At 72.4% G+C, this 11934-nt stretch carries 8 protein-coding genes; 6 read left to right on the top strand and 2 right to left on the bottom strand.

Annotated elements, in window-relative coordinates:
• Positions 1 to 26: 26 nt before the first annotated feature.
• Positions 27 to 1022, bottom strand: a complete 996-nt coding sequence (locus tag H284_RS0107240) for a class I mannose-6-phosphate isomerase (RefSeq protein WP_231371108.1) — start codon at positions 1020 to 1022, stop codon at positions 27 to 29.
• 65 nt (positions 1023 to 1087) lie between these two features.
• On the opposite strand from H284_RS0107240, the gene H284_RS0107235 reads away from it, so the two are divergent.
• From H284_RS0107235 to H284_RS0107220, 4 genes are read left to right on the top strand one after another with little or no spacing between them, the layout of a single operon-like run.
• Complete coding sequence (locus H284_RS0107235) at positions 1088 to 4153, top strand: FtsX-like permease family protein (RefSeq protein ID WP_020075706.1); 3066 nt, start codon at positions 1088 to 1090, stop codon at positions 4151 to 4153.
• On the top strand, positions 4150 to 6849 hold the full coding sequence (locus H284_RS0107230) for an FtsX-like permease family protein (protein WP_020075705.1): 2700 nt from the start codon (positions 4150 to 4152) through the stop codon (positions 6847 to 6849). Before H284_RS0107235 ends, H284_RS0107230 begins: the two co-directional genes overlap by 4 nt.
• Positions 6846 to 7763, top strand: a complete 918-nt coding sequence (locus H284_RS0107225) for an ABC transporter ATP-binding protein (RefSeq protein WP_020075704.1) — start codon at positions 6846 to 6848, stop codon at positions 7761 to 7763. The genes H284_RS0107230 and H284_RS0107225 overlap by 4 nt, the downstream gene beginning before the upstream one ends.
• On the top strand, positions 7760 to 8581 hold the full coding sequence (locus H284_RS0107220; RefSeq protein ID WP_020075703.1) for an ABC transporter ATP-binding protein: 822 nt from the start codon (positions 7760 to 7762) through the stop codon (positions 8579 to 8581). The genes H284_RS0107225 and H284_RS0107220 overlap by 4 nt, the downstream gene beginning before the upstream one ends.
• On the opposite strand, the gene H284_RS20005 is transcribed toward H284_RS0107220, so the two are convergent.
• The gene (locus tag H284_RS20005; RefSeq protein WP_018189682.1) at positions 8483 to 9184 is read right to left on the bottom strand and encodes a YoaK family protein; all 702 of its coding nucleotides are present in this window, start codon (positions 9182 to 9184) and stop codon (positions 8483 to 8485) included. The genes H284_RS0107220 and H284_RS20005 overlap by 99 nt on opposite strands.
• 171 nt (positions 9185 to 9355) lie before the next feature.
• Between H284_RS20005 and H284_RS0107210 the strand changes: the two genes are divergently transcribed.
• Positions 9356 to 10393: a LacI family DNA-binding transcriptional regulator gene (locus H284_RS0107210; RefSeq protein WP_020075702.1), complete on the top strand. Its 1038-nt coding sequence runs from the start codon at positions 9356 to 9358 to the stop codon at positions 10391 to 10393.
• Positions 10394 to 10553: 160 nt separating this feature from the next.
• Complete coding sequence (locus tag H284_RS0107205; RefSeq protein ID WP_018189684.1) at positions 10554 to 11888, top strand: ABC transporter substrate-binding protein; 1335 nt, start codon at positions 10554 to 10556, stop codon at positions 11886 to 11888.
• The last annotated feature ends 46 nt before the right edge of the window (positions 11889 to 11934 follow it).

Here is an 11934-nt window from a genome sequence, read left to right as displayed (position 1 = left end):
GCGCCTCAGAGAGTTCGCGGTGCAGCTCAGCGCGGCGGGCGGCAGCGGATCAACTCGAGCTCGCCACTCAACCCGATCGGGCCGTCGGCGAACGCGGTGAGCACCGTCGCCCCGCGGCTTAGCGGCACGACCGTGCCGCCCTCCGCCTCCAGCCGTCCCTCTCCGCCGAGCACGACGAGCACCGAGAACCCGAGGTCGAGCTCGCGGGAGCCCGAGACGCGGAGGCGTTCCGCCGCGAAGAACGGATCGGCATCGCCCGGGAACAGCGTCTCGGCGCCGCGTCCCCGGCGCAGGGCGGCGATCCGCTCCTCGGGCGTCACGTCGCGGGTCAGCCCGTCGATCGCTGTTTCCAGGTCGAGGCCGAGCAGCGCGTCGTGCTCGGAGAGCATCCGCCGCTCCAGCAGCACCGAGAGGTCGGTCGGCTGCTGGAGCTCCACGAGCGTCACACCCGGGCCGATCGCGTGCGCGAGCCCGGCCGGGACGAGCAGCGTGTCACCGGCGGCCAGCGGGACGCTGTTCATCGCATCGAGCATCGCGTCGGCGTCCTGGCCGTCCCACCAGACGCGGACCTCGTCGGTCGAGACGGGGCGGCGGAACCCGAGGAACGCGGAGGCGCCCGGCTCGGCCTCGATGACCGCCCACGCCTCCGTCTTGCCGAGCGGGCTGTTCAGGTGGCGATCGGCGAACGCGTCGTCCGGGTGGTAGTGGACGAAGAGGCGCTCGGCGGTGTCGAGCAGCTTCACGAGCAGCATCGTGCGCGCGCCGAAACGGGCGACATGCTCCTGGCCGAGAAAGGGCACGGGGTCGGCCGCGACCGCGTCGCGCAGGGTGCGGCCGTCGGGCAGCACGGTGAGACCGACACCGCCACCCGCGAAGACCTCGGTGGTCGAGGCGACGAAGTCCTCCGGCGTGAACGGGCTCGGCTGCGGTGTTCCGCGGAAGCGCGCGATGCCCGCGCCGCCCCGGTACGGCCGATCGAGAGGCTGGTTCGGGCCGAGCAGGAGCGGCGTCGCAGTGGTCACCGACACACAGTAGTACCGCGTGCGCAGTGCCGGGACGGGCGCCCCGCTCGCGCTACGTTGGGACAATGCGTGCAGGGGACGGGCAGCTCGGTCGAGTCCGCCCGTTCTGGCTGCTGCGGAGCCGTGCGCAGCGCGGAACGCTCGTGTCCACCGGCCTCGTCGTCGTGGTGATCGCCTTCCTCGCGTCCGTGATGACCGGCCTGGCGCTCCGCTCTCCGGATACGGCGGTGCGGGCCACGCTGGAACACGAGCCGGCTGCGGCGACCTCGCTCGCACTGCAGGCGTCGCAGGGATCCGACCCGGAGGTTCAGGACGCCGCGGTCCGGTCGGTCGTGGCGCGCCAGTTCCCGGGTGTCCCGCTGCGCATCGCGCAGACGACGTTCGTGCCGACGGTCGCCGTGGCGGGCGGTGGCAGCGCGACATTGCTGGTCGCCTCCGATGCCCTGCAGGAACGAGCGCGGCTGACCTCGGGACGCTGGCCCGCATCCACCCCCGGCCCGGGCGCGGGCGAAGCGGCGGTCGACACCGACTTCGCGCGGGCGCACCGGCTCGGTCTCGGCGACACGGCCGTCCTGTCCGGCCCGGACGCCCCGGTCAGCGTCACGGTGGTGGGCATCTGGCGCCCGGTCGCCCCGGCGTCGGCGGCGTGGCTGGGCCTCGCGAGCGGCGCCGGCGGAACCGACGGTCGGGCGATCGTCTCGGATGCGCTGGCGGGTGAGGCGGGAGACGGCACCTCGGTGCAGTGGGTCCTGACCCCGGACGCCGACCGCATCACCGCCGCGCAGCTACCGCGGCTGCGGGCGGGGCTCGCCGGCGTCGCGGACGCACTGAGCGACGACTCGACCGCCGCGGCCAGCCCGTTCTCGTCGAGCGGTCAGGCGCTCGCGACGACGACAGCCATGGAACGCTCGGTCGTCGCCGTGCGCGCCGTCATCCCGATCCCGCTGAGCGTGCTCGCGGTGTGCGCGGTGATCGCTCTCGCGCTGCTCGGCCGTCTGCCCGCCGATGCTCGCCTGGTCGAGACGCGACTGCTCCGGTCGCGCGGCGTGACCCTCCCGTGGCTCGCACGCTCGGCGGCGCTGGAGTCCGGCGCGGTGGCTCTCGTCGCGGTGATCGTGGGCACGGCGGCCGGCCAGCTCGTGCTCCGATCGCTGACCGGCGGGCCCTCCGCGGGTCTCCCCGGAGCGGTGGATGTACTGCTCCCACCCCTCGCCGCTCTCGTCGCCGCCGTGGCCGCCGCCACGCTGACGACCGTGCTGTCGGCGCGGTCGCTCACCGACGCCCCGGGAGCCGTCGAGGCGGGCAGGGGCCGCACCGCCGTCTCGGCCGGTCTCGCGGTGCTGGCGATCATCGCGGCCGCCGTTGCCCTGTGGCGGGTCGTGGTCTTCAGCTCGTCGACGGCGTCGGGAGACGGGGGCGGGATCGATCCGGCCGGCGTCGTCGCCCCGGCCGCGGTGCTCTGCGCCATCGCGCTTCTCGGGCTGTCGCTCTTCGGTCCAGCAGCCGGCGCCGTCGAGCGGCTCGCCGGCCGCGGCCCCGGCGTCGCCGGCGTCCTCCCCGCGCGTCAGGTCGGGCGCGGGATCGCGCTGTTCTCCGGGCCCGTCGCCCTCATCGTCCTCACGGTCGGCGCGTTGACGTTCGCGGCGGGATATGCGGGCACGTTCTCCGGCTTCCTCCGCGACTCCACCCTGCTGACGACCGGGGGAGCAGTCCGCGCCGATCTCGGCGTCGGCGGCAGCCCGAACGACGGCGGCGACCTGTCCGGCGCTGATCGCCTCGAGGAGGAGGGGGTCACAGCGTCGCCCGCCATCGTCGACGACGCCACCATCGGCGACACGAACGCTTCCGTGATCGTCATGGACACCAGCCGGCTCCCCGCACTGGTTCCCGTCGGCGGGTATCTGCTCGGAACCGGCGCGCTCGCCGCCTCCCTCCCTGACAGGGCCGGTCTGCCCGGAGCGGACCTGCCCGCCGACACCCGGTCGGTGGCGCTGCGTGCGACGACGGCGTCGGCCACCGGTGTGGCGACGCCGACACAGGTGACGGTGTGGATGGCGACAGCCGCGGGCGAGGCCGTCCCCATCACCGCGCAGCCGGCAGCCGCCGGTGACACCGACATCGCGTTGCCGGATCACGTCGGGCGTCGGCTCGTCGCCGTGGATGTCACGACCGAGTCCGCGGGCGCGACCGACGTGACCGTCGCGGTGACCGGACTGCCTGTCGCCTCGAAGCCCGCTGGGGCGTGGTCGCTCGCGCCGACCGCCTTCGGCGCGGAGACGCCGTTCCGTGCCGCCGGGACCGGTCGGGCCTCCGCAGCTCTGCTCGAGGGGAGGGTGACCACCCGCTTCCTGCCGGACGCCGAGCCGATGCTGCGGGTCGCCGTCACGACGGCTCTCGCCGCGGACGACTCCCTGCGGGTGGGTCAGCAGATCGACGTGAACAGTCCGGTCGGCGGACTGACCGCGACCGTCGACCGCATCGTCCCCGCGCTGCCCGGGACCACCGCGGAGCGCGCCGTCCTCGCCGACTACTCCGCGGTCACCGCACAGCTGCTCCGCACGACACCCTCCGTTACGCGCGCGAGCTCGATCTGGGTCACCGCCCCCGACGCGGCAGCCCTTGAGCGCGCCGTCGCCCGGGTCGCCGGACGGGATGCGGTGGTCACCACCGCAGAGGGCGACTTCGTGTCGCGCTTCCTCAGCGGCGCCGTGCTGAGCACCTGGCTGGGCGCGGCCGGCTGCGCGCTGCTGGCGGTCGCCGCGGTGGCCGCCGCGATCTCCTCCGCGCTGCGCCGCCGCCGGGGCGAGGTCATCGTGCTCCGCGCGGTCGGCCTGTCGGCGAAGCAGCAGGCATGGACCCGGCGGGCCGAGGTCATCGGCGTCTCTGCGGCCGCAGTCCTGTTCGGCCTGGCCGGCGGCGTGGTCGTCGTGCTGCTCGTCGGCAACACGCTCGCACGGCTCTCGGTCGTGACAGCGCCGTCGACGCTGTCGGTTCAGGGGCGTGTGGATCCGATCGGGATGGGTGTCGGCCTGCTCGCACTGGTCGCCGCTCTCTCCGTCGCCGTCTGGGCCTACGGGCGGTCCGTGCGGCGTCAGGCGTACGACACGGCCTACCGGGAGGAGACCCGGTGAACGCGCGTCCCGTCTCGGACCTCCGGCTGTTCGTCCGCTCGCTCCGAGCGTTCGGAGGCGGCCTCGCCCTGCTCGGTCTGGTCGCCCTCGTGACCGCGACGGCGCTGGCCGCCTGGCCGCGGGTGAGCAGTGAAATTCTCGGCGGTGAACTGCGCCATGAACTCCAGCAGGCCGGAGCGGGTGGCCGTGACCTCACCACCGCGATCCGCACCGGGGGCGTGTCGAACGGGCCGGCCGTCGATCCGGTTCGGCTGTGGGACGGCCTGCCCGGGATCGCCGAGAAGGTGCGCGACCGGATGGCGCCGACGCTCCGTGCGGCGACCGAGCCGGGTGACACCGCGGCTCGGAGCGACGAGCTGCCGACCACCGCTCCGGCGGGCGCGGAGGGCAACAGCCGCTACTCGGTCACCATCGAGGCCTACCGGGACCTGCGGAAGACGGCACGGCTCGTGGAGGGCACCTGGCCGACCTCCGCCGGAGCGTCGGCTGCTTCGCCCGTCCCGGTGGTGCTCACCGCCGATGCCGCTCGGCTGCTGGGCTGGCGTGTCGGCGAGGACCGTCGATCCTCCGTCGCGCCGGGCGAGGAGCTGTCGTTCCGCTTGACGGGGACGATCGCGCCGCGGGACGGCTCAGCCGACTTCTGGGATCTCGACGTCAGCAGAGCGCGCGGACACTTCGTCGACGGCGGCGACTCGGGCAAGGACTTCGGAGGGGTGGCGTGGGTCGATCCCGGAACCTGGACCGCGATCGCGCCGCGCGTCGGCGCGACCTTCGCCTCCGTCTGGTTCCCCGTCGAGCCGCGGCGGTTCACCGCAGAGACGCTGCCCGCCGTGCGCAGCGCGCTGGGCGGGTTCCTGGCCTCCCCGCTGTCGGCCACGGTGGGAGACGCGACCATCCCGCTCGCCGTCGCCACGGCGGTACAGGGGCCGCTCGACGAGTTCGTCGCCCGGGCGCAGCCGGCCCAGACCCTGTTCGCGATCCTCGTCAGCGGTCCCCTGGTTGTCGCGTTGACGGTTCTCGCGCAGGGGGCACGTCTTGTTCTGGACCGTCGACGACCCGCGCTCGCGCTGATGACCGCGCGCGGCGCATCCCCGGTCCGCCTCCGCACCGAGCTTGCGGCGCAGGGGCTGCTCGTGTCGGTCCCGGCCGCCACGCTCGGACTGCTTGCGGCGGTGGCACTCACACCCGCCGGCGTGCCCGTGGCGCTGCCGGTCGCTCTCGCCGCCTTCTGCGCTGTGCTGCCTCCGATCGCACTGGTGGTGGCGGCCGGGCCGCTGTCTCCCTCGGCCGGGCACGGCGGACGCTCGCGCTGGGCCTGGGTCGCCGAGACCGTGGTCATCGGCCTGGCGGCGCTGAGTGTCGTGCTGCTCACCCGGCGCGGGCTCGCGTCGCCGGCCGCCGGCCTGGAGGTCGACCCGCTCACCGCCGCCGCCCCGGTCCTCGTGGCGCTCGCCGCCTGCGTGGTCGTCGTCCGGCTGACCCGGTACCCGATCGGCTGGATCGCGGCTGCCCTCCGGCGCGGCCGCGGACCGGTGGCGTTCCTCGGCGCTTCGGCGGCTGGACGGTCACGATCCGGACTGCTCTGGCCCGTGTTCACCCTCGTCGCCGGCGTGAGCATCGCGCTCTTCTCGGTCAGCATGCTGGCAACGGCGACCGCCGGTGTGGCGGAGGGTGCGCGCATCCGGGTCGGAGCCGATCTGTCGCTCACCGCCGCATCCACCCTCAGCCAGCGACAGGTGGATGCGGTCGGCGACCTCGCGGGCGTCCAGCGCACGGCCACGGTCGAGTGGGCCGGCGGCCTGCGCCTCACCGCAGGCGGAGTGTCGTCGGACGTCTCCGGGTACCTCGTGGACCCCCGCCGGCTCGACGCGGTGCAGGCCGACCTGCCGCCTGCGGCGCGGCTCTCCTCCGCCCTGAAAGGCGGGATTCCGGGGCGCACCGCGGCAGCGCTCGGCGGCTGGTCGAGCCAGATCCCGATCACCAGCGCGCTCGTGGTCACCGGCGGCACCAACGTGCACCTCGGTGTGAAGGAGCTCGACTTCGTACCCGGCATCTACGTGCGGGACGCCGAATGGGTCTACCTGGACGGCACCGCGCTCCCGGCGTCGAGCGACATCTCGGGCCGCCCGCAGACCGTGCTGGTGAAGCTCGCTCCGGGCGCGGACGCGGCACGCGTCCACGCCGAGCTCGCCCGGATCGGGGGAGAGGGGGCCGTGGTCGGTGACGCGATCGCCGAGCGCGACGCCCTGCGTTCGTCCCCGTTGGCCGCGGGCACCGAGCTGGTGGCCGTGCTGTCCATCGGGCTGACCGTCCTGCTCTGCGTGGCCGCGTTGCTTCTCACGCTGGTCATCAACACGTCGGCACGGGTGCGGCTCGTGGCGACCCTGCGGACCATCGGATACAGCTCGCGCCAGACCGCCGGAGTACTCGCCTGGGAGCTCGGGCCGGTGCTGGTCGTCGGCATCCTCGCCGGAGCCGTCGTCGGGCTCGTGCTGCCCGCCGTCGTGCTGGAGCCGCTCGACCTGCGCGGCTTCACCGGCAGCCCCGTCCAGCCGCCTGTCGTCCAGGACCCGCTGCTCGTCGCCGCGGCATTGGCCGGGTTCGTCGTCGTCGCCGTCGTGGCGACGCTCGTCGCCCTCGCAGCAGCACGTCGTCGTTCGGCGGCGGCCGTGCTGAGGATCGGAGGAGGAGAATGACCACCGTGACCGTCCCTGCCGACGCAGCCATCGACTGCACCGACCTGGTCCGCATCTTCACGGCCGACGGCATCGAGGTGCAGGCGCTCCAGGGACTCACCCTGCGCGTCGAGAGCGGCGGCCTCGTCGCCATCGTCGGGGCATCCGGATCCGGCAAATCCACGCTCCTCGGCATCCTCTCGGGGCTCGACAAACCGACGGCCGGGTCGGTGACCGTGGCCGGGCGCGACCTGCTCGCGCTGCGCAGCCGGGAGCGCGTGGACTACCGGCGACGAACGGTCGGATTCGTCTGGCAGCAGACCTCGCGCAACCTCCTCGGGTATCTGACCGCCCGCGAGAACCTGGCCCTCGCGATGTCCGTCGCCGGAACCGGCGACCGCGACCGGCGCGCGGTCGAGCTGCTGGAGCTGCTCGAGGTCGGGCACTGCGCCGACCGCCGCCCGACCGAGATGTCCGGTGGCGAGCAGCAGCGCGTCGCGATCGCGGTCGCCCTGGCCAACGAGCCGCGGGTGCTGCTCGCCGACGAACCCACGGGCGAACTGGATGAGGCCACCAGCGCCGAGGTGCTGGAGGCCATGCGCGGGGTCAACCGCGAGCTCGGCGTCACCACGCTGATCGTCACGCACGACCCCACCGTCTCGGAGCATGTGGCGCGCACCGTCCAGATCCGCGACGGGCGCACCGCGACCGAGGTGCTGCGGCGCACGGGTGTCAACGAGGAGGGTCACGAGCACACGGTCGCCGAGGAGTTCGCGGTGCTCGACCGTGTGGGGCGGCTGCAGCTGCCGCAGGAGTACCTCACCAGCCTGGGGATGCGCGACCGGGTCCGACTCGCGCTGGAGCAGGACCATGTGGGTGTCTGGCCGCACGCCGCAGACGAGCCGCACGCACCAGAAGAGGACGTCCGCCCGTGACGATCGCAGAGACCCGGCCGGGCCGACCGGACGACGAGCGGGATGTCCCGCTGCTCGTGGCGGAGGGGGTGACCCGCACCTTTGAAACGGCGGCGGGAACAGTGACGGCGCTCGCCGAGGCGAGCCTGACGGTCCGCCCCGGTGAGCTGGTCGTGGTGAAGGGTCCGTCCGGTTCGGGCAAGACGACCCTCCTGAACGTGCTGAGCGGCCTCGATCGGGCGAGCAGCGGTCGCGTGGTTCTCGACGGCGTCGACCTGTCGACCGCGTCGGAGGCGCAGCTTGTGGACCTGCGACGCCGCAGCACCGGGTTCGTCTTCCAGTCGTTCGGGCTGGTGCCCGTGCTCTCTGCGGCGGAGAACGTCGAGCTGCCGCTCCGCCTGCTCGGCGTCGCGCCGGCGGAGCGCGATGCCCGGGTGGAAGCGCTGCTGGACAGTGTCGGACTCGGCGGCCATGCGCGGCAGCGGCCGACGGAGCTCTCCGGCGGTCAGCAGCAGCGCGTCGGCATCGCTCGGGCGTTGGCGGGCGAGCCGCGCATCCTGTTCGCCGACGAGCCGACCGGGCAGCTGGACAGCATGACCGGCCGCGCGATCATGGACCTGCTGGTCGCCCTCGTCCACGGCCAGGGGATCGCCGCGGTCGTGACCACGCACGATCCACTGCTGATGGCACGCGCCGACCGGGTGCTCGAACTGCACGACGGGCGGCTGGGAGCCGGGACGTCACGCCCGCGCGGCCGCCACGCGGCGCCCCTCATGGGCGGCGAAGTGGCCGACGACGGCGGCAGCCGCGGTCACCACCGTGGCGAGTCCGAGCGGTAGGGCGATCCCGAACCTCAGCAGCAGCGCCCCGACCAGTGCACCCAGCGCGATGAGCACGACCGCGCCCGCGCGCCGGCGCCACGGCTGGCCGGAACCGCCGGCGAGCACCGAGTCGGCGGCGAGGCCGGTGATGGTGGAGGTGACGACGACCGTGGTCACATCCTTGACGGCCAGATGCCGGGCGACGGCCGCCTGGAATCCCATCGCCGCGGCGAGCAGGACGGTGATGCCGAGCTCCCACGGCTTCGGCGGGACGCCGCCGGTCGCGATCGTGACGCCGGTGAGTACCGCCAGGGCGGCGGCGACAGCGGTGAAGGACCAGCTCGTCCGCGTGTTCCAGCCGATCGTCTCCCGACGCAGCGTCCGGCCGCCGATGACGGCTCCCGCCATGAAGGCGATGAGCGCGACCAGCGGCCCGACCCACGGCAGGCCTTCGGCGCCCACGATGGCCATCCCGAGGATGACCACATTGCCGGTCATGTTGCCCGCGAACACTTTGTCGAGCCCGAGGTAGCCGACCGCGTCGACGATCCCGGTCGAGAAGGTGAGCGCGAGCATGAGCACCAGGGTCATCTCGCTCTGCCGCTTGCTGCCGTCTGTCATCGGTTCTCCTTCATGCCGCTGACAGGATCGCATGCGGGCGCACCGAGTCCCGCATCGGGGCGAGCGGATAACGACTTCGTAACGGCCGTTTGCGTCAACGCGTTTGACGCTCGTAGCGTGACGTCAATCGATTGAAGTCAACCGATTGACGCACAGAGCGAAGGAGCGCCGATGCTGACGATGAAGGACATCGCCTCGCACGTCGGCGTCTCCGTGTCGAGCGTCAGCCTGGTGCTCAGCGGTCGCGGCGAGGGCCGCGTCAACGCCTCGGTCGCGCAGCGCATCAAGCAGGTCGCCGACGAGCTCGGCTACGTGCCGAATCAGCTGGCCCGGTCGCTCAAGACCAAACAGAGCCGCACGATCGGGATGGTGTCCGACCAGGTCGCCACGGTGCCGTTCTCCGGTCACATGCTCGCGGGCGCGCAGCAGGCGGCCTGGGACAGCGGCTTCATGCTGATGCTCATCGACACCTACGGCAACGACGAGGTGCAGACCCCGGCTGTCCAGTCCCTCCTGCAGCGCAACATCGAGGGCCTCATCGTCGCGACCAACTTCCACAAGCTCGTCGAGCTGCCGCTCGTTCCGCCGACGATGCCGGTCGTGATCCTCGACGGCCGCCCGTCCGATGAGGATGCGCATCCCACGGTCGACTACGTCGTGCCCGACGAGGAGCTGGGCGCCTACACCTCGACGCGCCTGCTCATCGAGGCCGGTCACACCCGGATCGGCTTCTGCGACGTCCGCGCCTACCCGATCGCCTCGCGGCTGCGCGCCCGCGGCCACGAGCGGGCGCTGACGGAGGCCGGCCTCCGCCGGGACGAGAGCCTCACCGTGGTCGCGGAGGACGCGGCCACGCGGTTCGCCGTCGAGCCGGCCCGGCAGCTGCTCGACCGGGAGGACAGGCCGACCGCCGTGTTCTGCTTCAGCGATCAGACCGCGATGGGCTTCTACCAGGTGGCGCGCCACCTCGGGCTCGACATCCCCGGCGACCTCTCGATCGCCGGCTTCGACAACCAGGAGTTCGTCGCCGAGGCGCTCGACCCCGGCCTCACGACCGTGCAGCTGCCGCACCGCGACATGGGCGCGTGGGCGGTGCGCCGCGTGGTCGGCCGGCTCGACGGATCCCTCGACGGCGCCGAGCGCGAAGGGTTCCTCATGCCCTGTGCGCCCGTCCTCCGGCACTCGATCGGGCCGCCTTCCGGCACCTGACCGCATCCCGGCCCACATATCCCGCCGCACACCGAACCATCGACCGGAGGCACCGGTGGCGCGAGCCTGCCCGCGCGCCCGCCGTCCTCCTCGCCATGCCCACCATCCGCACCACCCAGAACACACGCACCCCGAACACCCGATGCAAAGGAGCAACGCAATGACAACACCCCGGAAACCGGGCGGCCGCACCGTCGCCCGCCTCGCCGCCGCAGCAGCGGCGGTCGCCGTGGCCGCCGCCGGCCTCGTCGGCTGCAGCAGCGGCAGTGGCGGAGACGCCGGCAAGACGTTCACGATCCTCCAGTACGAGGACCCGAAGACGGCGCAGGGCCAGGGCTGGCAGCTCGCCCTCGAGATGTTCAAGAAGAAGCATCCCGACGTGAAGGTCGACTTCCAGACCACCAGCTTCGACGCCGTCCGCAAGAACGCCAAGCTCACCCTCGGCGGCAACAAGGTGCCCGACGTCGTCGAGTTCAACAAGGGCAACGCCGACGGCGGCCAGCTCGCCAGCCAGGGACTGCTCACGCCGCTGAACGACCAGGTGGAGAAGTACGGCTGGGACAAGAAGGTCACCGGCGGCATGCAGTCCTTCGCCAAGTACGACGAGCAGGGCAAGGCCGGCTCCGGCGACTGGTACGGCATCCCCAACATCGGCGAGTACGTCACCTTCTACTACAACAAGGATCTGTTCGCGAAGGCCGGCATCGCCGCCGAGCCGAAGACCATGGACGAGTTCGTCGCGGCGATGCAGAAGCTGCAGGCCGCCGGAATCACGCCGGTGTCGTCCTCTGCGTCGACCAACCAGGGCTTCAACCAGATGTGGGTCTGGTACTCGCTCGTCTCCGCCTACGCCGACCGGAAGCAGATCGACGACTTCATGTTCCTGAAGGGCAAGGTCGACTTCTCCGCGGATCCGTGGAAGAAGGGCACCGAGCAGTTCCAGGACTGGATCGACAAGGGCTACCTCGGCACCGACCTCGCCGGCCTCACCTACGAGCAGGCGAACGTCAACTTCCTCAGCGGGAAGACCGGGATGCTCATCTGGAACAACGGCGTGTTCTCGCGGGTGAAGGACCAGAAGGACTTCGCCTGGGGCTACTTCACCCTCCCCGGCGCGAACATGTCGATGGGGTCGTCCGGCCACCTGTGGGGCGTGCCGGCGAAGGCGAAGAACAAGGACCTCGCCTACGACTGGATCGACACGACGCTGAGCCCGGAGGTCCAGAACAAGATCGGCGAACTCGGCGGCCTTCCGCTCGCGGGCGACTCCTCGAAGATCACCGACCCGGTGACCCGCGCCTACACCGAGCGCTTCGACGAGATCGTCAAGGCGGACACCCTGACGTTCTACCCGGACTACCCGGTTCCGGGGTTCCTGGACTTCATCCAGACCAACATGGCCGCGATGTCCAACAAGAACGAGACGGCTGACGAGTACATCCAGAAGCTGCAGAAGTTCTACGACGACGGCAAGAAGGCGACCGACCAGGGCTGAGCGGCGGGGCGGAGTCGCCGAACGCGACTCCGCCCCACCCTCCGGA

The sequence above is a fragment of the Cryocola sp. 340MFSha3.1 genome (assembly GCF_000383315.1).
Taxonomy (GTDB): Bacteria; Actinomycetota; Actinomycetes; order Actinomycetales; family Microbacteriaceae; genus Leifsonia.
This window is presented reverse-complemented; position numbering and strand designations above follow the sequence as displayed.

What these genes read in the sequence shown, in the direction of transcription:
- H284_RS0107205 (WP_018189684.1), top strand. Translation starts at nt 10,554, where the DNA reads ATGACAACACCCCGGAAACCGGGCGGCCGCACCGTCGCCCGCCTCGCC.
- H284_RS0107225 (WP_020075704.1), top strand. Translation starts at nt 6,846, where the DNA reads ATGACCACCGTGACCGTCCCTGCCGACGCAGCCATCGACTGCACCGAC.
- H284_RS20005 (WP_018189682.1), bottom strand. Translation starts at nt 9,184, where the DNA reads ATGACAGACGGCAGCAAGCGGCAGAGCGAGATGACCCTGGTGCTCATG.
- H284_RS0107210 (WP_020075702.1), top strand. Translation starts at nt 9,356, where the DNA reads ATGCTGACGATGAAGGACATCGCCTCGCACGTCGGCGTCTCCGTGTCG.
- H284_RS0107235 (WP_020075706.1), top strand. Translation starts at nt 1,088, where the DNA reads ATGCGTGCAGGGGACGGGCAGCTCGGTCGAGTCCGCCCGTTCTGGCTG.